The 21165-nt window shown below is 67.8% G+C and carries 22 protein-coding genes, 1 other RNA gene and 1 pseudogene; 15 read left to right on the plus strand and 9 right to left on the minus strand.

Features of this window, described 5'->3' with window-relative positions:
* Positions 1 to 85: 85 nt before the first annotated feature.
* An RNA gene (gene ffs, locus ACW175_RS22555) (signal recognition particle sRNA small type) lies at positions 86 to 186 on the minus strand.
* Between the two features lie 91 nt (positions 187 to 277).
* Here ffs and nudC point away from each other — a divergent pair.
* Both nudC and ACW175_RS22565 read left to right on the plus strand, forming a co-directional pair.
* Positions 278 to 1219 carry an NAD(+) diphosphatase gene (nudC, locus tag ACW175_RS22560; RefSeq protein ID WP_492102152.1) on the plus strand — a complete coding sequence of 314 codons (942 nt, stop codon included), beginning with the start codon at positions 278 to 280 and terminating at the stop codon, positions 1217 to 1219.
* Between the two features lie 79 nt (positions 1220 to 1298).
* Positions 1299 to 2537 (plus strand): acetyl-CoA C-acetyltransferase, encoded by a 1239-nt coding sequence (locus tag ACW175_RS22565; protein ID WP_492102153.1) that lies wholly within the window; start codon positions 1299 to 1301, stop codon positions 2535 to 2537.
* A 130-nt stretch (positions 2538 to 2667) separates the two neighbouring features.
* Here the strand turns inward: ACW175_RS22565 and ACW175_RS22570 are convergent, their stop codons facing one another.
* On the minus strand, positions 2668 to 4122 hold the full coding sequence (locus tag ACW175_RS22570) for an AMP nucleosidase (RefSeq protein WP_492102154.1): 1455 nt from the start codon (positions 4120 to 4122) through the stop codon (positions 2668 to 2670).
* Between the two features lie 320 nt (positions 4123 to 4442).
* Between ACW175_RS22570 and ACW175_RS22575 the strand changes: the two genes are divergently transcribed.
* Together ACW175_RS22575 and ACW175_RS22580 are read left to right on the plus strand one after the other, a co-directional pair.
* Positions 4443 to 5699 carry a dicarboxylate/amino acid:cation symporter gene (locus tag ACW175_RS22575; RefSeq protein WP_492102155.1) on the plus strand — a complete coding sequence of 419 codons (1257 nt, stop codon included), beginning with the start codon at positions 4443 to 4445 and terminating at the stop codon, positions 5697 to 5699.
* 162 nt (positions 5700 to 5861) lie between these two features.
* Positions 5862 to 6290 (plus strand): DUF6491 family protein, encoded by a 429-nt coding sequence (locus ACW175_RS22580; RefSeq protein WP_492102156.1) that lies wholly within the window; start codon positions 5862 to 5864, stop codon positions 6288 to 6290.
* On the opposite strand, the gene ACW175_RS22585 is transcribed toward ACW175_RS22580, so the two are convergent.
* Both ACW175_RS22585 and ACW175_RS22590 read right to left on the minus strand, forming a co-directional pair.
* Positions 6287 to 7159, minus strand: coding sequence for a 2-dehydropantoate 2-reductase (locus ACW175_RS22585; RefSeq protein ID WP_492102157.1), 873 nt, complete (start codon positions 7157 to 7159; stop codon positions 6287 to 6289). The genes ACW175_RS22580 and ACW175_RS22585 overlap by 4 nt on opposite strands.
* 135 nt (positions 7160 to 7294) lie before the next feature.
* Positions 7295 to 8335: a ribonucleotide-diphosphate reductase subunit beta gene (locus ACW175_RS22590; RefSeq protein WP_492102158.1), complete on the minus strand. Its 1041-nt coding sequence runs from the start codon at positions 8333 to 8335 to the stop codon at positions 7295 to 7297.
* A 136-nt stretch (positions 8336 to 8471) separates the two neighbouring features.
* Here ACW175_RS22590 and ACW175_RS22595 point away from each other — a divergent pair, with 136 nt between their 5' ends.
* Positions 8472 to 9146 carry a glutathione S-transferase family protein gene (locus ACW175_RS22595; protein WP_492102159.1) on the plus strand — a complete coding sequence of 225 codons (675 nt, stop codon included), beginning with the start codon at positions 8472 to 8474 and terminating at the stop codon, positions 9144 to 9146.
* Positions 9147 to 9173: 27 nt separating this feature from the next.
* Here the strand turns inward: ACW175_RS22595 and ACW175_RS22600 are convergent, their stop codons facing one another.
* Positions 9174 to 9779, minus strand: a complete 606-nt coding sequence (locus ACW175_RS22600) for a hypothetical protein (protein ID WP_492102160.1) — start codon at positions 9777 to 9779, stop codon at positions 9174 to 9176.
* A 266-nt stretch (positions 9780 to 10045) separates the two neighbouring features.
* Between ACW175_RS22600 and ACW175_RS22605 the strand changes: the two are divergent.
* The 5 genes and pseudogenes from ACW175_RS22605 to ACW175_RS22625 all read left to right on the plus strand — a co-directional run.
* A pseudogene (locus ACW175_RS22605) lies at positions 10046 to 10128 on the plus strand (hypothetical protein); the annotation flags it as partial.
* A gap of 71 nt (positions 10129 to 10199) precedes the next feature.
* A complete protein-coding gene (locus tag ACW175_RS22610) occupies positions 10200 to 11264 on the plus strand; it encodes an AraC family transcriptional regulator (RefSeq protein ID WP_492102161.1) in 1065 nt (354 codons plus the stop codon).
* Positions 11265 to 11307: 43 nt separating this feature from the next.
* Positions 11308 to 12018, plus strand: coding sequence for a CPBP family intramembrane glutamic endopeptidase, BDIM_20840 family (locus tag ACW175_RS22615; RefSeq protein WP_492102162.1), 711 nt, complete (start codon positions 11308 to 11310; stop codon positions 12016 to 12018).
* Between the two features lie 43 nt (positions 12019 to 12061).
* On the plus strand, positions 12062 to 12139 hold the full coding sequence (locus ACW175_RS22620) for a hypothetical protein (RefSeq protein ID WP_143324468.1): 78 nt from the start codon (positions 12062 to 12064) through the stop codon (positions 12137 to 12139).
* Between the two features lie 98 nt (positions 12140 to 12237).
* Positions 12238 to 13284, plus strand: coding sequence for an aspartate-semialdehyde dehydrogenase (locus tag ACW175_RS22625; RefSeq protein ID WP_492102163.1), 1047 nt, complete (start codon positions 12238 to 12240; stop codon positions 13282 to 13284).
* Positions 13285 to 13407: 123 nt separating this feature from the next.
* Here ACW175_RS22625 and ACW175_RS22630 read toward each other — a convergent pair whose 3' ends face one another.
* The 3 genes from ACW175_RS22630 to ACW175_RS22640 form a co-directional block, all read right to left on the minus strand.
* Positions 13408 to 13731, minus strand: coding sequence for a hypothetical protein (locus ACW175_RS22630; protein ID WP_492101776.1), 324 nt, complete (start codon positions 13729 to 13731; stop codon positions 13408 to 13410).
* On the minus strand, positions 13728 to 14834 hold the full coding sequence (locus tag ACW175_RS22635; protein WP_492101777.1) for an IS5 family transposase: 1107 nt from the start codon (positions 14832 to 14834) through the stop codon (positions 13728 to 13730). Before ACW175_RS22635 ends, ACW175_RS22630 begins: the two co-directional genes overlap by 4 nt.
* Positions 14835 to 14910: 76 nt before the next feature.
* Positions 14911 to 15837, minus strand: a complete 927-nt coding sequence (locus ACW175_RS22640; protein WP_492102164.1) for a LysR family transcriptional regulator — start codon at positions 15835 to 15837, stop codon at positions 14911 to 14913.
* Between the two features lie 96 nt (positions 15838 to 15933).
* On the opposite strand from ACW175_RS22640, the gene ACW175_RS22645 reads away from it, so the two are divergent.
* The 5 genes from ACW175_RS22645 to ACW175_RS22665 all read left to right on the plus strand — a co-directional run bounded on the left by ACW175_RS22645 (position 15934) and on the right by ACW175_RS22665 (position 20744).
* A complete protein-coding gene (locus ACW175_RS22645; RefSeq protein WP_492102165.1) occupies positions 15934 to 17100 on the plus strand; it encodes an MFS transporter in 1167 nt (388 codons plus the stop codon).
* Positions 17101 to 17137: 37 nt separating this feature from the next.
* Positions 17138 to 17908: a sulfite exporter TauE/SafE family protein gene (locus ACW175_RS22650; protein WP_492102166.1), complete on the plus strand. Its 771-nt coding sequence runs from the start codon at positions 17138 to 17140 to the stop codon at positions 17906 to 17908.
* 136 nt (positions 17909 to 18044) lie between these two features.
* A complete protein-coding gene (gene trhA, locus ACW175_RS22655) occupies positions 18045 to 18728 on the plus strand; it encodes a PAQR family membrane homeostasis protein TrhA (RefSeq protein WP_492102167.1) in 684 nt (227 codons plus the stop codon).
* Between the two features lie 9 nt (positions 18729 to 18737).
* Positions 18738 to 20000: a patatin-like phospholipase family protein gene (locus tag ACW175_RS22660; protein WP_492102168.1), complete on the plus strand. Its 1263-nt coding sequence runs from the start codon at positions 18738 to 18740 to the stop codon at positions 19998 to 20000.
* An 87-nt stretch (positions 20001 to 20087) separates the two neighbouring features.
* On the plus strand, positions 20088 to 20744 hold the full coding sequence (locus ACW175_RS22665) for a DUF2799 domain-containing protein (protein WP_492102169.1): 657 nt from the start codon (positions 20088 to 20090) through the stop codon (positions 20742 to 20744).
* 2 nt (positions 20745 to 20746) lie between these two features.
* On the opposite strand, the gene ACW175_RS22670 is transcribed toward ACW175_RS22665, so the two are convergent.
* Entirely contained in the window at positions 20747 to 21088 is a 342-nt protein-coding gene (locus tag ACW175_RS22670; RefSeq protein ID WP_492102170.1) for a hypothetical protein, read from the minus strand.
* Positions 21089 to 21165 lie beyond the last annotated feature (77 nt).

Here is a 21165-nt window from a genome sequence, read left to right on the forward strand (position 1 = left end):
AACTGAGTGTAGTGGCGCGAAGGGCGCAGCAAAAGCCTCGCGCTCAACGGCGCGACCATCTGCTGACAGATTTCACGAAATGGGGAAGGGTGGAGACCGACAGCGACCCAAAGCTGATCTCGTTGTGGCTGCTGCCTCTCGGCCCTGACCAGGTTGGCGAGGACTCCGTCCGCGCCGATCTCCGAGGCCTATATCGCGACTCATCGCGGCGGATGCAAGGCGCATGACGCGAATGCGACGTCGTGACGAACAATCACGCTCGCGCTAGAGAGTCGAAATGGCTCTGTCGATCATCACCAACACCTTCGCCGGCAACCCCCTGAACCGCGACAGCGAGCGTCGCGGCGACGAGGCCTTCCTCGCCGAAAAGCTGGCCGACCCCGAATCCCTGGCCGTGGCGCTTTGGAACGGCAAGCCGCTGGTCGAGGACGTGCTCGGCGAGGACGGCAAGCCCACGGGGGTCCAGATCGCCTATCTGCGCGCCGACATGGCTCAGGACCTGGCCGGCGGGAACGAGAAGCTGTTGTATATGGGCCTGTGGAAGGACATCGCGGTGTTCGCCGTCGATATCGACACCGCGGCCGACCCGGCCGAGGGACCGCTGCAGGGCCTGGGCCGATTCGAGGAGCTGCGCGGCGCGGCCGCGACCCTGCCACCCGCTGACGCCGGCATCCTGGCCACCGCCAAGTCGATGTTCGAATGGCGCCGCCGCCATCGCTGGTGCAGCAACTGCGGCCAGAAAAGCGAGGTCGCCGACGGCGGCTGGAAGCGCGTCTGCCCGGCGTGCGAGGCCGAGCACTTCCCCCGCACCGACCCGGTGGCGATCATGTTGGCGGTCTATGAGGGCAAATGCCTGTTGGGCCGTCAGGCGGCTTGGCCCAAGGGCATGTTCTCGGCCCTGGCCGGCTTCATCGAGCCCGGCGAGACCATGGAAGAAGCCTGCGCCCGCGAACTGAAGGAAGAGGCCGGACTGACGGCCACGGCGGTCCGCTATCACTCCAGCCAGCCCTGGCCATGGCCGGGCTCGCTGATGCTGGGCCTGATCGCCGAGGTCGACAGCGCCGACGCCGCGCCTGACCAGACCGAGCTTGAGGAGGTGCGCTGGTTCTCGAAGGAAGAGACGGCGCAACTGCTGAAGGGCGAACTGGAGGGCGTCTTCTGCCCGCCGTCCCTGGCCATCGCCCATCAGCTGATCAAGGCCTGGGCCGAAGAGGCCTGAGCGGTTCCGCCTAAAAAGACACTGGACTGCCCCAGCGGCGCCCCCGGTTCACTCCTGCCGACAACAGGAGGAAACACCGATGGGCGAAGCCTGGATCATCGACGCCTGCCGCACGCCGCGCGGCATCGGCAAGGTCGGCAAGGGAGCGCTGGCGGACATCCATCCCCAGCAGCTGGCCGCCAGCGTGCTGAGCGCCCTGGCCAGCCGCAACAACCTCAACACCGCGGAGGTCGACGACATCCTCTGGGGCACCTCCACCCAGCGCGGCAAGCAGGGGGGAGACCTGGGCCGGATGGCGGCGCTGGACGCGGGCTACGACGTCAAGGCTAGCGGCATGACCCTGGACCGCTTCTGCGGCTCGGGCATCACGGTCGCCAACCTGGCCGCCGCCTCGATCATGTCGGGCATGGAGGACCTGGTCATCGCCGGCGGAACCGAGATGATGTCCTACACCGCCGCCTCGGCCACGCCGGGCGCGCCGCCGATGATGGACAATGGCAACCTGCGCCTGCGGGCCCGCCATCCGCAGTCGCACCAAGGCGTCTGCGCGGACGCCATCGCCACGCTGGAAGGCATCAGCCGACAGGCCGTCGACGATCTGGCCCTGGTCAGCCAGCAGCGCGCCGACGCCGCCATCCGCGAAGGCCGGTTCAGCAAGAGCCTGGTGCCCGTGTTCAAGGAAGATGGAAGCCTGGCCCTGGACCACGAGGAGTTTCCCCGTCCCCAGACCACCCCCGAGGGCCTGGCCGGCCTGAAGCCCGCCTTCGCGGCCATGGCCGAGTTCGCCCTGGACGAGGCGGGCGCCACCTATGGCGGCCTGATCCGCCAGGTCTATCCGGACCTGAAGATCGAGCACATCCACCATGCCGGCAACTCGTCGGGCGTCGTGGACGGCGCGGCGGCGATCCTGATGGCCTCGCCGGAGTATGCCCGCAAGCACGGCCTCAAGCCCCGCGCCCGCGTCCTGGCCATGGCCAATGTCGGCGACAGCCCGACCCTGATGCTGAACGCCCCGGTCCCGGCCGCGCGCAAGGCCCTGGCCAAGGCCGGGTTGACGGTCGACGACATCGATCTGTGGGAAATCAACGAGGCCTTCGCCGTCGTGGCCGAAAAGTTCATCCGCGACCTGAAGCTGGACCGCGACAAGGTCAATGTGAACGGCGGCGCCATGGCCCTGGGCCACCCGATCGGCGCGACGGGCTCGATCCTGATCGGCACGATCCTGGACGAACTGGAGCGGCGCGACCTGAAGCGCGGCCTGGTGACGATGTGCGCGGCGGGCGGCATGGCCCCGGCGATCATCGTGGAGCGGATGTAAGGCGGCGGCACCCCCCTCCACCGCCATTCGGCGGTCCCCCTCCCCCAAGAGGGGGAGGAGAGATTCTCCGCCCCGCTTGGGGGCGGACAGACCACGCGCAAGCGTGGTCAGGTGGGGGCCAGTGCTGAGCTTACCTAAACGGCGGCTCGTCGAACGCCCGCAGCTTGCGCGAGTGCAGGTTCGGGCCTTCGGCGTGCAGCAGCTTGCAGGTCAGAATGCCGATCTGCAGGTGTTGGCTGATCGCCCGCTCGTAGAAGGCGTTGGCCTGGCCGGGCAGCTTGATCTCGCCGTGCAGCGGCTTGTCCGACACGCACAGCAACGTCCCGTACGGCACCCGGAAGCGATAGCCCTGGGCCGAGATGGTCGCGCTCTCCATGTCGATGGCCACCGCGCGGCTCTGGTTGAAGCGCAGGGCCGAGAGGCTGTGGCGCAGTTCCCAGTTGCGGTCGTCGGTGGTGACGACCGTGCCCGTGCGCAGGCGCTTCTTCAGCTGGTCGCCGCTGTCGCCGCTGATCGCCTTGGCCGCGTCGTAGAGGGCGCGCTGGACCTCGGCGATCGAGGGCACCGGGATTTCCGGCGGTAGCACGGCGTCCAGCACGTGGTCGTCGCGCAGATAGGCGTGGGCCAGGACGTAGTCGCCGATGGTCTGGGTGTCGCGCAGCCCGCCGCAGTGGCCGATCATCAGCCAGGCCTGGGGACGCAGCACCGCCAGGTGGTCGCAGATGGTCTTGGCGTTGGAGGGGCCGACGCCGATGTTCAGCAGGGTCACGCCCGCGCCGCCCGGCGCCATCAGGTGGTAGGCCGGCATCTGGTGCTTGCGCCAGCTCGACTCCGCGATCGCCAGTTCCGGATTGACCGTGTTGGCGGTGATGGTCAGGCCGCCCGAGCACGACAGGGCCGTGTAGGAGCTGTCAGGCTGCTGCAGCTGCTCGATGCCCCAGCGGACGAACTCGTCGACATAACGGTGGTAGTTGGTGAACAGGATGAACTGCTGCACGTCCTCGGCCGGAGCGCCGGTATAGTGCTTCAGGCGGGCCAGCGAGAAGTCGGTGCGCAGGCCGTCGAACAGCGACAGCGGACGCGTCTCCTCCAGCGCCGGGTTCCAGACGCCGTCGGCGATCTCGTCGCCGATGAAAGCCAGGTCCGTGGTCGGGAAGAAGCGGGCGATGTCCTCGCTGCGCACGTCGGCCTGGTTCAGGTCGATGGTGGCGTCCAGAACGTAGGGATAGGGGATTTCCTGGCGGGAGCGGTCGACCTCGATCTCGACGTCGAAATCGTCCATCAGCAGGCTCAGCTGCTCGACCAGATAGTCCTTGAACTGAGCCGGCTTGGTCACCGTCGTCGCATAGACGCCGGGACGGCTGACGCGGGCATAGGACCGGGCCAGCTTTGGCGGCAGGGCCTCGGGGTCGTAGGTCAGGCGTAGCTCGGGATAGGCGAACGTGCCGTCGAACCGCGTTCGCGGGTCGGGACGGGTTCCGTTTTCGAGATAGGCGCGCAGGGCGGTCCGCAGGGCGTGGACGGCGCGTTCGTATTCGTCATTGAGCCGTTCGACGACGGCCATTGCTTTTTCTTGGTTTGACATGGGTCCTTATAGCGACGTTTCGCGACGTTGGCGAGACGTCGGCCCGACCGAATGGGAATGAATTATTACTTAGCAAGGGCGTGGGCGAAGGTGAGGAATCGGCGCGTGCTTCCGTCTATGGGATGAGCCTGTTTATTCGGCGTGGCTCGCGCGAAGCCAAGCCGGACCCCTTCAAGGGCATGGACGAAGCCGCGCCGGTCGGCCACAAGGGCTGAAATGCTCAAGGAGGGGGCAGATGGCGGTGCGAGCGTTCTCGCACGTCGTTCCTTCCGAACACCAGAACAAGGCCGTCGACGTCGAGACTGACGCCAGGGGGATTCATGAACAAGCGCTTCGCCTATCTGATTATCGCGTCCATGATCTTGGGGGTCACAGTCGGCTGGGCCTGTAATCAGTTCCTCGATCCGGCCCAGACCGAAGAAGCGGTCAAGTGGTTCAAGATGGGAACCGACCTCTTCCTGCGGCTGATCAAGATGATCATCGCCCCGCTTGTGCTGACGACGCTCGTCGCGGGTATCGCCCACATGGAGGACGCCGCCGCCGTGGGCCGGATCGGCGCCAAGACCATGGCCTGGTTCATCAGCGCCTCGGCCGTATCGCTGCTGCTGGGCCTGCTGATGGTGCACCTGTTGCACCCGGGCGCGGGCCTGAACCTGACCGAGGTCGCCAGCACCGCCAACGCCCCGGCGGCCTCGACCGAAACCTTCACCCTGCAGGGCTTCCTGACCCATCTGGTGCCCGCCTCGATCTTCGAAGCCATGGCCAAGAACGAGATCCTGCAGATCGTGGTCTTCAGCCTGTTCGTCGGCACCGCCGTCGCCTCGCTGGACAACAAGGCCCCGCACATCCTGGAGTTGGCCGAGCAAGGCGCCCAGGTGATGCTGAAGGTCACCGGCTTCGTCATGAAGCTGGCCCCGCTGGCCATCTTCTGCGCCCTGGCCTCGACCATCGCCACTCAGGGCCTGTCGATGCTGGCCGTCTACGGCAAGTTCGTGCTGGGCTTCTACGCCACCATGGGCACGCTGTGGCTGCTGCTGTTCTTCGCCGGCTTCCTGGTGCTGGGCAGGCGGGTGATCCCGCTGTTCGGCGTGATCCGCGAGCCGGCCCTGCTGGCCTTCTCTACCGCCTCGTCGGAAGCCGCCTATCCGCGCATCCTCGACAGCCTGCCCAAGATCGGCGTGCGTCGCCGCATCGTCTCGTTCGTCCTGCCGCTCGGCTATTCGTTCAATCTCGACGGCTCGATGCTGTACTGCACCTTCGCCACCGTGTTCATCCTGCAGGCGCACGGCGTGCACCTGACGGCCCAGCAACAGATCTTCATGCTGCTGCTGCTGATGGTGACCTCCAAGGGCATCGCCGGCGTGCCGCGCGCCTCGCTGGTCGTCATCATGGCCACCCTGACCTATTTCGGCCTGCCGGAAGCCTGGATCGCCCTGGTGCTCGGCGTCGACCACCTGCTCGACATGGGCCGCTCGGCCACCAACGTCGTCGGCAACAGCGTCGCCGCCGCCGTGGTCGCCAAGTGGGAAGGCGAGCTGGACGAGATCCAGCCCGACGCCGAGCCCGCCAAAGTCTAGGGCCCGAGCAAGGCTTCGATCGCGGCCCGCCTCCCCAGCGCACCCCTGAGCGCGCTGGGGAGGCGGGCTTTTTCGTGTACAGTTTCAAATGTACAGTAAAAACTTGACAAGCCCCGGGCGAGGGCCAATCTCTTGAGCCGAGGGGCTTTTGAGGACGACGTCATGAGCAAGATCACCCACATCACGCGCGCGGCGCTGATCGGGCTGGCTCTGGCCGGCATGGGCGCCTCGGCCGCTTCGGCGGCGCAAGGCGACGCCCAAACCGTGGCCAAGGCCGTCAAGCCCGCCCGCCAGTGCTTCTACCTGTCCGACTGGCGCGGCTGGACCGCCCCGGACAAGAACACCCTGTACATGAAGGTGCGCGGTCGCGACGTCTACCGCGTCGACCTGGCCTGGGGCTCCAACCAGCTGACCTGGCCGGGCGCGCACCTGGTGTCGGTCGTGCGCGGTCCCGACAGCGTCTGCGGCCCGCTGGATCTCGACCTGCGCGTCGGCGACGGCCTGGGCATGGCGATCCCGATCCGGGCCAAGACCATCACCAAGCTGACCCCGGACGAGATCAAGGCGATCCCGAAGAAGTATCAGCCTTAAGAAGCGGCGGCGTTCAGCAAGGCCACGATCATGCTGTTGGCCGGCGTCGGGATGCCGTGGGCCGCGCCCCGGCGGACAATGACGCCGTTGCGGGCGTCCAGCTCCATCGGCCGGCCCGCCTGGCGATCGGCCAGCAGCGAGTTGACCATGTCCGGCGGGCCCTGGCGGTAGCCGTCGACGACCTGGTCGCCCAGGTCGTCCGGCAGGGTCGCGCCCTGCGCGCGGCCCACGGCGACGCACTCGCCCACCAGCGCCTTCATCACCGCCGCCGCGCCATCATCGTGCGCCACGCCGGACGGCTTCAGGGTGATGGCGTTGACCGCCCCGGCCGCGTTCAGCGCCAGCTTGCGCCACGCCACCGAGATGAAGTCGTCGGTCGTCGCCACGTCGATCGGCGTGTGGGCGAACAATGCCGCGAAGGCATCGCCCGCCGCGCCTTCTTCCACGCGGATCCAGCCATAGCGCCGCTGGCGGAACACGCCCGGCGCCGGCCGCTCGGCCGGGAAGTCCACGATGACGGGCACGAGGTTCTCGTCAGCCACCCGCCCAGCGAAGGCCTCGCGGTGCTCGACGCCGTTGCGGATCACCGCCACGCGGGTCTTTGGCCCCACCAGCGCCTTCAGCCACGGCGCGGCGGCGATGTCGTCATAGGCCTTGGTCGCCACCAGCACCCAGTCGACCGGCGCCAGTCCCTCGGGAGACGTGGCGAAGCGCGGCGTGGCGGTCACCTCGCCGTCCGGCGTCTCCAGCACCAGCCGCTCGACGGGCGTCCGCACGCAGACGGTCAGATCAAGATCGTCGCGCTGCCCCAGCCACGTCGCCAGGGTTCCGCCGATAGCGCCGGGGCCGATCAGGGCGATGGTGGTCATGCTGGAAGCTCCGACTGAAATCGCGCCCGTCCTAGACCGCGAGGGCGGCGGGGTCACGACCTCTTCTCCACCTCCGAAACAACAAAGGGCGGGACCTCGCGGCCCCGCCCCGTGCTCACGCCCCTCGTGAAACGATCACTGCGCCGGCGTCAGGTCCGTGCGCTTCTTCATCATCTCGTCGAAGCTGGTCCAGACGCCGTCCGAGCCGTGCCATTGGCCCTTGGTGGCGGCCTTGGAGTACTCGGTCGCCCGGGCCTCGAAGAAGTTGGCGTGCTCGACGCCCGACAGCAGCGACTGCAGCCAGGGCAGCGGGTTTTCCTTGACGCCGTACACTTCCGGCAGCTGCAGCTGGCGCAGACGCCAGTCGGCGATGAAGCGGATGTACTGCTTGATGTCCTCGGGCGTCATGCCCTGGATGTCGCCGGCCTCGAAGGCCAGGTCGATGAAGTTGTCTTCCATGCCGACCACGGTCTTGCAGCAGTCGACGATGTCGTCGGCCACCGACTTGGTGACCGCGTTCGTTTCCTTGTTGAACGCATGGTACAGCTTGATGATGCCGTCGCAGTGCAGGCTTTCGTCGCGGATCGACCACGAGACGATCTGGCCCATGCCCTTCATCTTGTTGAAGCGCGGGAAGTTCATCAGCATGGCGAACGAGGCGAACAGCTGCAGGCCTTCGGTGAAGCCGCCGAACATCGCCAGGGTGCGGCAGATATCGGCGTTGGTCTCGACGCCGAACGTCTGCATGTAGTCGTGCTTGGCCTTCATGGCCTCGTATTCCATGAACGCCGAGAACTCGGTCTCGGGCATGCCGATGGTCTCGAGCAGCAGGGCGTAGGCCGCGATATGGATCGTCTCCATGTTCGCGAACGAGGCCAGCATCATCTTCACTTCGGTCGGTTTGAACACCCGGCCGTAGCGCTCCATGTAGTTGTCCTGCACCTCGACGTCGGACTGGGTGAAGAAGCGGAAGATCTGCGTCAGCAGGTTCCGTTCCTTGTCATTCAGTTTGACGGCCCAGTCCTTGAGGTCCTCGCCCAGCGGCACCTCTTCCGGCATCCAGTGGACCTGCTGCTGCTTCTTCCAGAAGTCATAGGCCCACGGATAGCGGAACGGCTTGTAGCCGCCCGAAGGGGTCATCAGGCCGGGCAGGATGAGCGACGACGGAGCGGACATGGCGGGCCTCGGGAGCGAGAATCGAGCGGACGGGGTAGGCTTAAGGCTACGGCAGGCGCACGCCCGACGCACGTTCAGAGTGCCCCACTACATCTAGTGTGACAATGGGTCACGCCCACAACATAGGGGATGATTTGTGGAGAAACCGTTCACGATTTTCAGCGCTCTCGGCTCAGGCGGCGTGCCCGTCGAGGCGGCCATGACCTTGATCGGCTTGCCTTTTGAGGTGATCGAGGCCCCGACCTGGGAGGGCGAGGCGCAAGCGGCCAAGGTCGCCGCCATCAATCCCCTTAAGCAGATTCCCGCCCTGGTCACTCCGGACGGCGAGACGATCACCGAGAGCGCCGCCATGCTGATCTGGCTGGCCGACCGCTACCCGGCCGCGCGCCTTGGCCCCGGGGTCGATGACCCGGCGCGGGCTCAATTCCTGCGCTGGATGACCTTCATCCCGGCCTCGATCTATTCGCTGTTCTGGGTGCGGGACGACCCGTCACGCCTCGGCGGACCGGACCCGGAAGTCCAGGCGCGGATCAAGGCCGCGACCGCCGAGCGGATCTTGGACTGCTGGCGGATGATGGAGAGCCAGCTGACGCCGGGGCGGTATCTGCTGGGCGATGAGATGAGCGTGCTGGACCTCTACGTCACGGTGGTCAGCCGTTGGGGGCCACGCCGGGTGCGGTTCTACGAGGCGGCGCCGAGGATGAGCGAGGTGGTGAAGCGGGTGGACGCGGACCCGAGGCTGGCGGGGTTTTGGGAGCGGCGGTTTCCGTTTTTTGACGGGTGGGAGCGGTTGGGGGCGCAGGTCGGTTGAGACGCAGGTCTTGCTTAGCCAGCTACGTCACTTCCCGTCTTCCTTTGACTTCATTGAAAGAAGCTTGCGCACAAAGCTGCGCGATACCGATGCAAATGCCGTGTTGCCGGCTTCATCGGTGGCATCAGCCAATATCTGCTTAAAGGCTTCGTCCCAGCCCTCGGGATATTGGAGCGCAAAGCTAATCTCGCCAATACGGTCAGCTAGCTTGTGTAGCGCGGCCGTATCGTATCGTTTCTCAAATTCGTACCCAGGACGAAAGCTCGAAGCACGTAGTCGTTCAGGATCAGCTTGATCCCAGTCCCAGACACCATGCGTCATCTTATGACGATCCTGTTCGGCGTTTGCGATACGGCCAACTAGTCGTTCAAACCGTCTCTTCTCCTCATCATCCGCTATCTTCCGGCTTATCTGGGTCAATGCGCCCAAGCGTCTAGTAAAGGACGAACGCTTAGCGTCTTCTGGCGCGGGCACCTTCAACCGATCTGCTAGCTCCAGCGTCGCGAAATAAACGGCATGTTCCAGGTAGGCCCAATGCGCGGTGACTCGGCCTATTGCAGCGCACTCGGCTTCATCGAGCTCAAACTCGACGCGGGAGGCACCGCCTTTTAGATCTTTCAAGATATTAGGCACGTGATCTCCATGCGGATCGTCCTCCCCGAGGTCGGGTGCTATCCTTAAATCTCTTGGAGGCTGCAGCGTGCAGGGCTGAGCAGGTCAGTCAAGGACCGCCTCCGGCGGCCGCGCGCGGCGACGCGGAGCGTCGTCCTTGAGTGACCTGCTCAGCCCTGCGATCGTCTCGCCGTGAGATGTAAGGAGGGCTCCTTCTCCGGGGGGAGAAGGAAGGCCCACAGCGCTCAACCCAAACCCCGTCATCCCGCGCTTTATGCGCGGGACCCATGGTTCAGCTTCCACGTGAGAGCTCGCCCGGCGCCGCACGTGCCGTGGACGAATGGGTCCCGCGCATAAAGCGCGGGATGACGGCGAAGGTAAATCCGCCTACCCGCCGGCGGGGGGAAGGCGGGCGCCCTGGACCATGCTAGACGCGACGCCATGGACATCCACCAGCTCGACGTCGTTGTCCGCGTCGCCGGCGCGACCCTGTTGCTGTTCCTGGCGGCGCTGCTGGCGCGGGAGCCGCGCACGCGGCGGCTGGCGGTCTATTTCGCGCCGATGGCCCTGTGCCTGGCGGGCTTCCTGGCCGGCAATACGCCGGATCCCGCGCTGCGGCTATCCGGACCGCTGGGCCATGTCGGGGCGCTGATCGCCGGCTATGCGGCCGCCTTCCTGTGGTGGTTCTGCCTGGCCAGTTTCGATCCGACCTTCCGGCCGCGCGGCGCTGTGCTGGCGGCGGGCCTGGCGTGGATCGCGATCGCCAGCGCCGATCGCGGCCTGCTGGGCCCGGCGGTCGAGGGCAAGGGCCTGTCCTGGCTGCTGATCGCGCTGGGCCTGTCGATGATCGGCTACCTGGCCTGGCGGCTGGTGCGCGACCGCGAGGGCGACCTGGTCGAGGAGAGCCGCCGCGCCCGGGTGCTGGTCGTCGTGCTGCTGGCCGGACAGCTGCTGGCCGACTTTCTGGTGGATCTGGTCATGGGTCTGGACTGGGGGCCGCCGGCCTTCACCATTGTCCAGAACGCGGTCTTCCTGGCCTTCAGCGCCTGGCTGGCCGTGCGCCTGCTGCCGGTCTCGCCGCCCCTCGCCGCGCCCGCGCCCGTCCGTCTACCCGCCGTCAGCGAAGAGGCGCGGCTGGCGGAACGGCTGCGGGTTCTGGTCGAGGTCGAGAGGGTCCATCTGGAGCCCGACCTGACCTTCGCCGACTTCGCCCGCCGCCTGGGCGCGCCGGAGAAGACGGCGCGGGCCTTCATCAATCACCGCCTGGGCCACGACCACTTCCGCGCCTTCCTGAACGTCCATCGCGTCGCCGAGGCCCGGCGGCGCCTGGCCGATCCCGCCCAGGCCGGCGACAAGCTGATCACCATCGCCCTCGACAGCGGCTTTGCTTCCCTGGCCTCGTTCAACCGCGCCTTCCAGGCCGTCGAGGGCCGGCCGCCCAGCGCTTTCCGCGCGTCTGGCCGTCTTCCGAGGAACGATCCGCCGCCTTCCGAGGAGCCGGCCTGAGCCGCCGACGCTAGAGCCCCCTCATCATCTTCGGAGGGCTTTCATGGACGGACTATTGGGGATCGGCCTGGTGCTGGCGCTGTTGCTGGGCGCGGGCGGCGTGATCGGATTGCTGGGACGGCGCGAGCAGTTCTCGCCGCCCTGGCTGCTGGCGGCGGCGGGCCTTGTTTTGCTCAACGACGCGCTGCTGACCCGGTTCTACGGCCGCCTGCCCGACCTGATCCCCGGCCATTGGAACTGGGAGGGCAAGCTGCTGGCCCTGGCCGCCACCCTGGCCGTGGCGTCCCTGCCCGCCCTCGGCTGGACGCGAAGCGGCCTGACCCCGCGCCAGGCCGACCTGAAGGCCCCGCTGATCGTCGCCGGGCTCTATGCCCTGCTGTTCGTCGGCCTGGCCCTGGCCTTTCCCAACGAGCCCGCCACGCCCGAGACCCTGGCCTTCCAGCTGACCATGCCGGGCCTGGAGGAAGAGGCCTTCTATCGCGGCGTCCTGATGCTGGTCCTGGGACGGGCGTTTACCGGCCGGGTGCGCTTTCTGGGTGTCGACTGGGGCTGGGGCGCGCTGCTGTCCTGCGCCCTGTTCGGCCTGGCCCACGCGCTGGGCGTCTCGCACGGCGAGGTCTCGTTCGAGCCGCTGATCTTCGCCCTGACCGCCGGCCCGTCGCTGATCGGGGTCTGGGTTCGCCTGCGCACGGGAAGCATTTTATTGCCCGTCCTGATGCACAATGTCGGTAACGCGGCATCATTGTTCCTCTAGCGTGGCTTTACCCGGCGGCGCTGACCCGCTAGAAGCGCCGCCGATGACCTTCGCCGCGACTAAAATTATTACCCGCAAAACGACCCGCTTCGGTGGGGCGGCGGGTATGCGCGCGATCTAAGCGGCATCCTCGAACCAGCCCCGCCGATGCGCGGGGCCGGCTCTCATTCACGAGACCTGACAGCTCCCCGCGCTCCCCACACCAGGAGACGTAGACCCGTGAGCTTCAAGTTTTCCCGAGCCAACCCGCCCCACGTCGGCGTCGTCGGCGCCACCGGCCTGGTTGGCGGCATGATGCGCGAGCTGCTGGCCGAGCGGGACTTCCCGCTGGCGTCCTTGCGCCTGTTCGCCTCGGCCCGCTCGGCCGGGAGCAAGATCGACTTCAAGGGTCAGGAGATCGTGGTCGAGGACGCCGCGACGGCCGACTTCGCCGGCCTGGACATCGTGTTTTTCTCGGCCGGCGGCGAAACCTCGCGCGTGCTGGCCCCGAAGGCCGCCGCGGCTGGGGCCGTGGTGATCGACAACAGCTCGGCCTGGCGCAGCGACCCCGACGTCCCGCTGGTGGTGGCCGAGGTCAATCCGCACGCCCTCGACACCATCCCCAAGGGCATCGTCGCCAACCCCAACTGCACGACCATGGCCGCCATGCCGGCCCTGAAGCCGCTGCATGACAAGGCGGGTCTCAAGCGCCTGACCGTCAGCACCTACCAGGCCGCCTCGGGCGGCGGGGTCGAGGGCATCCAGGTGCTGTCCGAGCAGCTGCGCGCCGGCGCGGCGGGGGATCTGGACGGCCTGGCCCAGTCGCCGGACGCCGCGCCCCTGCCGGAAGCGCGCAAGTGGGCCGTGCCGCTGGCCTATAACGTCGTGCCGCTGAACTATGTGCTGGGCGAGGACGGCTATACCGAGGAAGAGCTGAAGCTGCGCGACGAGAGCCGCAAGATTCTCGAGCTCCCCGGCCTGCCGGTTTCGGGCACCTGCGTGCGGGTGCCGGTGTTCACCGGGCACTCTCTGTCGATCAACGCCGAGTTCGAGCGCCCGCTGTCGGTGGCCGAGGCCACGGCTCTGCTGGCCGCGGCGCCGGGCGTGGTGCTGGACGACGTGCCCAACCCCTTGGCGGCGACCGGCCAGGATCCGGTGTTCGTCGGCCGCATCCGGCCGGACCCGACCGTCGCGCACGGCCTGGCCCTGTTCGTGGTCGGCGACAACCTCCGCAAGGGCGCGGCCCTGAACGCGGTGCAGATCGCCGAGGTGATGCTGGGGGCGTAAGGCTCCCTGAGGGGCGGGCGCCTAGAGCATTTTCCGATCCAACTGGATCGCCAAAATGCTCTAGCCTCTTGTTTTAACGCATTTTCTGACGACGAACCGGTATCCACTTCGTCGGAAAATGCTCTAGCAGGCTGTTGAAGAAGCCTCCCGTCTGGCGATGAAGTTGGCTTCGTCGCCGCCGTGGAAGCAGATCTGGCCCTTGAGGGAGCCGTCGGGCTGGAGTTGAGCCCATCCGTCGCCCTGGGCCTCATCCATTTCGTCGTTTCCGCGCCAGTCGAACTGCACGGCGTCGTGGTCGCCGGCGGCGGCGAAGGCGCCAGTGACGCAGCCGAAGGCGAACTGGCCATGGGTAGCTTCGAAGAGGATGTAGGCGGGCTCCATCATGTCCCGATAGTCGTCAGTGTAGTCGGGCGTCTGGACGATGCGCCACTGGCCCAGGACGCTCATGCCGGGGCCGCCAGGAGCTTGGGCAGACGGATCAGGTTGTAGGCCGCCAGCGCCAGGGTGAAGGCGGCGTCGACCTTGGCGCGGCCGCGCACCTTGACCTTGGCTAGGCCGGCCGAGCCCTTGATCCAGCCGAACACCTCTTCGATGCGCTTGCGACATCGCTGGCTGATCGCATAGCCGGGGTGGCGCTTGGTGCGGCCGTCAATGGCGGTCGAGCGCGGCTTGCCCAGCTTGGACAGGTGGCCATCGACGGCGATGTGCGGTGTCACCCGGCGCGCCCGAAGTTGGCCAATGAAGTCGCGCACGTCATAGGCCTTGTCGGCGCCCAGGGTGATCCGACGCCGGCCGCTTCTTCGGTCCAGCATCGCCACAGCCGCCTCGCGCTCGGCTGTGCCCGTGGCCAGGGTCACCCCACCATCCGTCACCAGGCCATGGCGGTTCTCCATCAGGGCGTGGCCCATATAGCAGAGCCTCGCCGGCTGGCCGTCGCCCTTCTTATAGAGCCGAGCCTCAGGATCGGTGGTGCTGCGGTGCGTCTGGTTGGAACGCTTCTCCTTGTGGAAGCCGCGCTCGGCGTTGCGACCCGGCCCCTCGGGATCGCTGTCGTCGCCATCGACCCTGCGGAAGCTCTTGGTCGACGCCCAGGCTTCGATCAGCGTGCCGTCCACCGAGAAGTGGTCTGACGACATCAGCCGCTTCACCCGAGGCTGGGCCAGCACCGCGCGCAGGAACTTGCCGGCGATCTCGCCCGCCAACAGCCGGTCGCGGTTCTTGGTGAAACTGGAATGATCCCAGGCCGCATCGTCCACGCCAAGACCTACAAACCAGCGGAACAGCAGGTCAAACTCCATCCGCTCCATCAACTGGCGCTCCGATCGGATGCCGTAGAACGCCTGCAGCAGCATGGCGCGCAACAACCGTTCCGGCGGGATCGACGGACGTCCCAGCCTCGGCGGATAGAGCGCCGCGAAGTCCGCGCTCAAATCCCCAAGCGCCCCGTTCGCGATCTCCAGGATCGGCCGCAAGGGATGATCGCGCCGAACCCGAGCATCCAGATCTACATATGAGAACAGCGACCCCGTCCGCTCGTCCGACCCGCGCATCCACCCCTCCAGAGCTCCCGCCCTAAGAGTGAATCATGTCGAACTCCGCCCCGCTACGGACTTCTTCAACAGCCTGCTAGACCGCTCGCCCCATCGGCCAGTCGACATCGACCTCCGCCGCCAGGAAGTCGATGAACGCCCGCACCCGGGCCGGCAGCGGACCGGCATGGCCGACATAGACGGCGCTGACCGTCTCCAGCTCGCCGGAATTGAAGTCGTCCAGCACCGGGATCAGCCGACCCGCCCGGATGTGGTCGACGATGTGGAAGATGCCCAGCTTGGTGATCCCCTGCCCGGCCAGGGCCAGGTGCGTGGCGCTTTCGCCGTCGCCGACCATGGCGCGGCCATGGGCGGGATAGCAGACCCGCTCGCCCGCGATCCTGAAAGGCCATTCGTCGCACTGGCGCGAGAAGTTGAAGGTGATCAGGTCGTGATCGGCCAGGTCGTCGGGATGTCGCGGCGCCCCGCGGCGCGCCAGATAGCCGGGCGAGGCGACCAGGACGGTGCGGCTGTCGCCCAGCTTTTTGGCCACCAGTTGCGAGGGCCGCATCGGCCCGACCCGGATCGCCAGCTCGGTCCGTTCGTCCAGGAGGTCGATGATCTGGTCGGTCAGGGTCACGTCGACCTGCACCTCGGGGTTCAGGGCCGTGAACTTCGGGACCAGGGGCAGCAGGTGATGCAGGCCGAACGGCACATTGGCGTTGATCCGCAGCCGGCCGCGCGGCATGGCGCACGCGGCGACCGAGCGCTCGGCCTCGTCCAGGTCGGCCAGCACCCGCAGGGTCCGCTCGTGGAAGGTCAGGCCCTCGGCGGTCAGCTGCAGCTTGCGGGTCGAACGGTTGATCAGCCGCGAGCCCAGCCGCGCTTCCAGACGCGCCACCAGCTTGCTGACCGCCGACGGGGTCATCGACATCGCCTTGGCGGCGGCCGTGAAGCCGCCTTCCTCGACGACGCGGGCGAAGACCTCCATCTCCCCCGAGCGATTGATCTCCGAGCGCGCCATTGTGCCCTCATTTCACAAGTAAAGTTCCTTCATCCAATCTAATTCATCGAACATGCCGGCGCTATGTGGGGGTCCGAACCCAATACGAGAGCCGTCATGCCCCTCGCCCTCTATGCCCTGACCGTCGGCGCCTTCGGCATCGGCGTCACCGAATTCATCATCATGGGCCTGCTGATGCAGGTCTCCGCCGACCTCGGCGTCTCGATCCCGACCGCCGGCCTCCTGATGACCGGCTATGCGCTGGGCGTCTTCGTCGGCGCGCCGATCCTGACCATCGCCACCCGCCACCTGCCGAAGAAGACCACCCTGCTGGTGCTGATGGCGATCTTCACCCTGGGCAACATCCTGGCCGCTCTCGCCCCGACCTACGGCATCCTGATGGGCGCGCGGCTCGTGACCGCCCTGGCGCACGGCACGTTCTTCGGCGTCGGGTCCCTCGTGGCCGTCTCTCTGGTGGCGCCCGAGCGCAAGGCCTCGGCGATCTCGATCATGTTCACCGGCCTGACCCTGGCCACCCTGCTGGGCGTGCCGTTCGGCGCGTGGCTGGGCCTGGCCTTCGGCTGGCGGATGGCCTTCTGGGCCGTGGCCGGCGTCGGCGCCCTGGCCTTCGTGGTCCTGGCCGTGCTGGTTCCGAGCGCCAGGGAGACGGCCGAACCCGCCCCGCTGCGCGAGGAGTTCGCCGTGCTGGCCCGCCCCCAGGTGCAGCTGGGCCTGGCCATGACCGTGCTGGGCTTTGGCGGGGTGTTCGCGGTCTTCACCTATATCCAGCCGATCCTTACCCAGCTGGCCGGCTTCCCGCAGGCCGCGGTCTCGCCGATCCTGCTGGTGTTCGGCGCGGGCCTGGTGGCCGGCAACCTCGCCGGCGGCCGCTGGGCCGACAAGAGCCTGAACGCCGCCCTGGCCGGGACCCTGATCCTGCTGACGGTCGTGATGGGCGCCTCGGCCTTCGCCTTCCAAAGCCAGGTCGGCGCGGTGATCGCCGCCTTCCTGCTGGGCGCGGCCGCCTTCGCCACCGTCGCGCCGCTGCAGATGCGGGTGCTGAGCCAGGCCGGCGGCGCGGGCCAGGGTCTGGCCTCAAGCCTGAACATCGCCGCCTTCAACCTCGGCAACGCCTTCGGCGCCTGGCTGGGCGGGGCGGTGATCGACCACGGCCCAGGCCTCTCGGCCGTGCCCCTGGTCGCCGCCGTCGTGCCGCTGTCGGCCCTGGCCCTGGCCGCCTTCAGCCTGCGCCTGGAACGTCGGACGGGACTGGCCGCGGCTTGAATAGGCACGGGCCGGGCTTGCTGCTAAGCACCGGCCCATGCTGACCGATCCGTTCTTCTACGCGGTGGCGATTCCCGCCGTGATCCTGCTGGGCTTGGCCAAGGGCGGGTTCGCCGGAATCGGCGTGGTGGCCGTGCCGCTGATGGCCCTGGCCGTCTCGCCCGTCATGGCCGCCTCGATCACCCTGCCCATCCTGCTGGTCCAGGACGTGGTCAGCGTATGGGCCTTCCGGAAGAGCTGGGACAAGGGTCTGCTGATCCTGATGCTGCCGGCCGCGGCGGTCGGGATCTTCCTGGGCTGGGCCCTGGCCGCCTTCGTCAAGGAGGCGGCCGTCGAGCTGGCCGTGGGCATGATCTCGGTCGCCTTCGCCCTGCACCGCCTGTGGGCCGAGCGCGCGGTAAGGGCCGCCGCCCAGGTCGAGGCCACCCCGGGCCGCCCATGGCTCGGCGCGATCTGCGGCGCGGCGGCCGGCTTCACCAGCCAGATCGCCCACGCCGGCGGCCCGCCTTTCCAGATCTACGTCCTGCCGCGCCGCCTGCCGCGCGACGCCTTCATCGGCACCAGCGCCATCTTCTTCGCGGTCGTGAACTGGATGAAGGTGCCGGCCTATATCGCCCTGGGCCAGTTCACGCCCAAGGTGCTGGCCACCGCCGGGGTGCTGCTGCCCCTGGCCATCGCCTCGACCTGGGGTGGGGTCTGGGTTGTGCGCAAGGTTCCGGCCGAGGGCTTCTACAAGGTCATCTACGTCCTGCTGATCGCGGTGGGCGGCAAGCTGGTGTTCGACGGCGCCAGAGGCCTTCTCTTCTAGAGGGGGCTGCTCTTCTAGAGTCGCTTTTCCGCCCATCGTGTCGCCCACGCCCTTTCGCGGCCACGAAGATCGACGCTTATATGTCACGGAACGATCCTACCGTTTGGACGTACTGAATTTCGCATTGAGCGGGGCCATGACGACCACCACGACCGACATCACCGCCGCCGAGGTCGCGACCCATTATCCGACCCCGGCCGCCAAGTGCGCCGACCTGGTCGTGCACCTGGCGGGCCTGGCCTGCGCCCTGCTGGGCGGCGGCATCCTGCTGGGCCTGGCCTTCGGCGCGGGCAATCTGAAGCAGGTGGCCGCGGTCAGCGTCTACACCGTGGGCCTGATCCTGATGCTGTCGCTGTCGACCGCCTACAACTTCGCCAAGGCCCGCTGGCGGCCGCTGCTGCGCCGCTTCGACCACGCCGGCATCTTCGTGATGATCGCCGCTTCGTACACCCCCTTCACCACCCAGAACCTGCACGGCTGGTGGGCCATCGGCATGACCTCGGCGGTGTGGACAGTCGCCGGCGCGGGCGTGCTGGCCAAGCTGTTCCTGCCAGGCCTGGACAAGCGCTTCTGGGTCGGGCTGTACCTCGCGCTGGGCTGGCTGGTGCTGGTCGCCATCAAGCCGATGATCGAAGGCCTTTCCTGGGTGGCCCTGCTGCTGCTGGCCATCGGCGGCCTGGTCTATTCCACCGGCACCATCTTCTACCTGATGCGCCGCCTGAAGTTCCGCCGCGCCATCTGGCACGGCCACGTCATCGGCGGCGCGGGCCTGCACTACGCGGCCGTCCTGGTGGGCGTGGTGCTGGCCGGCGCGCGCTAGAGGCCCTCCTTGGACAAGGACCCGAACGGCAAGATCAGCCTGCAAGGCTTCTTCAAGGACAGGAAGGCCGCCGATCCGCTGCGCGGCAAGCGCCTGCCCGCGCCGACGTCGGAGCGCCACGTCGAGGCCCTGGGCTTCCCGGGCGTGCGGCTCTCGGTCGATCAGGCCGATGACGCCCTGAAGAGCGCCGCCGACCGCCTGGCCCCGCTGCGCTCGCTGATCGGCCGCGACGAGTTCAACATCCTGGCCCTGTCCGGCGGCGCGTCCGGCGGCGCCTATGGCGCGGGCGTGCTGACGGGCCTGACCAAGGCCGGCCGCCGCCCGGACTTCGCCATCGTCACCGGCGTCAGCACCGGCGCCCTGATCGCGCCCCTGGCCTTCCTGGGCTCGGCCTGGGACGAGCGCCTGACCGACGCCTATGTCGGCGGCCACGCGGCCGAGCTGCTCAGCTTCCGCCGCCTGGGGCCGGCCTTGGGTCCCAGCATCTTCAAGGGCGAGAGCCTGGACGCCCTGGTCGAGGCCTTCGTCGACCAGGAGATGGTCGACGCCGTCGCGCTCGAGCACCTGAAGGGCCGGCGCCTGCTGATCGCCACCACCAACCTGGACAGCCAGCGGGCCGTCGTCTGGGACATGGGCGAGATCGCCAACCATGGCGGCGACGAAGCGCTGAAGCTGTTCCGCACCCTGCTGGTCGCCTCGTCCTCGGTGCCTGGGATCTTTCCCCCAAAGCTGATCGACGTGGAGGCCGACGGCCGCCATCACCAGGAAATGCACGTCGACGGCGGGGTGGCCGCGCCGCTCTTTTTGATGCCCGACGCCTTGCTGCACTGGCGCAACCTCGGCCCCCGCTTCCGGCGCGGCCGGGTGCATGTGATCGTCAACACCGTGCTGGATCCCTCGACCCAGTCGACCCCGCCGGGCGTGGCCTCGATCATGGCCCGCAGCTTCGACACCATGCTGCGGTTCTCGTACCGCCAGGCCCTGAGTCTCGCCGCCGGCTTCTGCTCGCGCCACAACCTGCCGCTCTCGGTGGCCTCGATCCCCAACAGCTTCGAGGGCACCAACCTCCTGAAGTTCGAGACCGACCTGATGCGCCGCATCTACGACGCGGGCCACCAGCAGGCGCTGGACGGCACGGTCTGGACCAGCGCGGTCGAGGAGCAGAGCCTGTGGCGCGGTCTCTTCAAGAAGCAGTCCCACGCGGCGGGCGCCGGGGTGATCATCCGCGACGAACCCGGCCCGGTCGGCATCGAGGCGCCGCTGGAGCCTTAGCCGCCCCGAACGCCAAACATCGTTCAGCCACGGTTCATACGGCCAAGCTCTAAGCTGCCCAAAGGCACAACCTTGGGGAGCGTTCTGATGCGTGGTCTGTCGATACGAAATCTGGCGGCGGCGGCGGCCATCACCGTCGGCGCGATCCTTGTGTCCAGCTGCGCGACCATGAGCCAGAAAGACTGCCTCGGCAGCGACTGGCGGGCCGTCGGCGACCGCGATGGCGGACGGGGCGCCTCGTCGCTCAAGATCGACGCCTATACGAAGGCCTGCGCCAAGGCGGGCGTGACGCCCGACGCCGCTCTCTACGCCAAGGGTCGCGAGCAAGGCCTGGTGCGCTACTGCACCGAGGACAACGGCTTCTACGAAGGCCGGTCGGGGCGGTCCTATGGCAATGTCTGTCCGCCACCGGCCGAGAGCGCTTTCCTGGGCGGCTATGCCGACGGTGAGAGGGTTTACCGGGCGACGCAGCGGCTGGATTCGGCCCGGTCCGACCTCAGCTCGGCGGACTCCCGGGCCGACAAGCGCGCACGCCAGGCCGACGGGGTCGAGGACGAGCTGCGCAATCCCAAGCTCACCGAAGCCCAGACCCGCGAGCTGCGCGACCGCCTGAACCGGCTGCGTCGCGAGCGTCGCGAAGCCATCGAGGACGGGCGCCGGGCGGCGGAGGCGATCCGGGAGGCGGAACGCGAAGTCGACGACCTGAAGGCCATGCTCTCGCCGCGCTACGGTCGCTGGCTTTAGGGCTAGGCTTTCTTCAGGTGCCGGGCGCGAAGCTTTTCGACGTTCGGCGGATCGGCGCGGAAGTCGGCGGCCAAGCCCAAGCGGGCGTTGCACGACGGGCAGCGCACCGAGTCCTCGTCGGCCAGCTCGGCCGGGGGATCGAAGCGCGTGCCGCAAGGCTTGCACTTCCAGTCGCCAACGGCGGGCGGGGTCGGCGGCGGAGGCGGAGCGGCGGCCTGGGGCGTGAACACGGTGGCGCGGGCCGACGGCTTGACCATGCGCTCGAGCGGCGGCGGCCCGCCGGGCGCGGCGACCGCGCTCTTCAGGCTCAGGGTCTTGCGGCGCGGGGGCTCGCTATCGCTCATGATCTCGCTTGGCGGCTGGTGGAAGGGACGGCGCTAGCTGCATGAAAGCGGCCCGGAACACAAGCCTATTAGGCCTT

The sequence above is a fragment of the Caulobacter sp. FV1ye6ST genome, from assembly GCF_058681225.1.

What these genes read in the sequence shown, in the direction of transcription:
- nudC (WP_492102152.1), top strand. Translation starts at nt 278, where the DNA reads ATGGCTCTGTCGATCATCACCAACACCTTCGCCGGCAACCCCCTGAAC.
- ACW175_RS22565 (WP_492102153.1), top strand. Translation starts at nt 1,299, where the DNA reads ATGGGCGAAGCCTGGATCATCGACGCCTGCCGCACGCCGCGCGGCATC.
- ACW175_RS22570 (WP_492102154.1), bottom strand. Translation starts at nt 4,122, where the DNA reads ATGTCAAACCAAGAAAAAGCAATGGCCGTCGTCGAACGGCTCAATGAC.
- ACW175_RS22575 (WP_492102155.1), top strand. Translation starts at nt 4,443, where the DNA reads ATGAACAAGCGCTTCGCCTATCTGATTATCGCGTCCATGATCTTGGGG.
- ACW175_RS22580 (WP_492102156.1), top strand. Translation starts at nt 5,862, where the DNA reads ATGAGCAAGATCACCCACATCACGCGCGCGGCGCTGATCGGGCTGGCT.
- ACW175_RS22585 (WP_492102157.1), bottom strand. Translation starts at nt 7,159, where the DNA reads ATGACCACCATCGCCCTGATCGGCCCCGGCGCTATCGGCGGAACCCTG.
- ACW175_RS22590 (WP_492102158.1), bottom strand. Translation starts at nt 8,335, where the DNA reads ATGTCCGCTCCGTCGTCGCTCATCCTGCCCGGCCTGATGACCCCTTCG.
- ACW175_RS22610 (WP_492102161.1), top strand. Translation starts at nt 10,200, where the DNA reads ATGGACATCCACCAGCTCGACGTCGTTGTCCGCGTCGCCGGCGCGACC.
- ACW175_RS22615 (WP_492102162.1), top strand. Translation starts at nt 11,308, where the DNA reads ATGGACGGACTATTGGGGATCGGCCTGGTGCTGGCGCTGTTGCTGGGC.
- ACW175_RS22620 (WP_143324468.1), top strand. Translation starts at nt 12,062, where the DNA reads ATGACCTTCGCCGCGACTAAAATTATTACCCGCAAAACGACCCGCTTC.
- ACW175_RS22630 (WP_492101776.1), bottom strand. Translation starts at nt 13,731, where the DNA reads ATGAGCGTCCTGGGCCAGTGGCGCATCGTCCAGACGCCCGACTACACT.
- ACW175_RS22635 (WP_492101777.1), bottom strand. Translation starts at nt 14,834, where the DNA reads ATGCGCGGGTCGGACGAGCGGACGGGGTCGCTGTTCTCATATGTAGAT.
- ACW175_RS22640 (WP_492102164.1), bottom strand. Translation starts at nt 15,837, where the DNA reads ATGGCGCGCTCGGAGATCAATCGCTCGGGGGAGATGGAGGTCTTCGCC.
- ACW175_RS22645 (WP_492102165.1), top strand. Translation starts at nt 15,934, where the DNA reads ATGCCCCTCGCCCTCTATGCCCTGACCGTCGGCGCCTTCGGCATCGGC.
- ACW175_RS22650 (WP_492102166.1), top strand. Translation starts at nt 17,138, where the DNA reads ATGCTGACCGATCCGTTCTTCTACGCGGTGGCGATTCCCGCCGTGATC.
- trhA (WP_492102167.1), top strand. Translation starts at nt 18,045, where the DNA reads ATGACGACCACCACGACCGACATCACCGCCGCCGAGGTCGCGACCCAT.
- ACW175_RS22665 (WP_492102169.1), top strand. Translation starts at nt 20,088, where the DNA reads ATGCGTGGTCTGTCGATACGAAATCTGGCGGCGGCGGCGGCCATCACC.
- ACW175_RS22670 (WP_492102170.1), bottom strand. Translation starts at nt 21,088, where the DNA reads ATGAGCGATAGCGAGCCCCCGCGCCGCAAGACCCTGAGCCTGAAGAGC.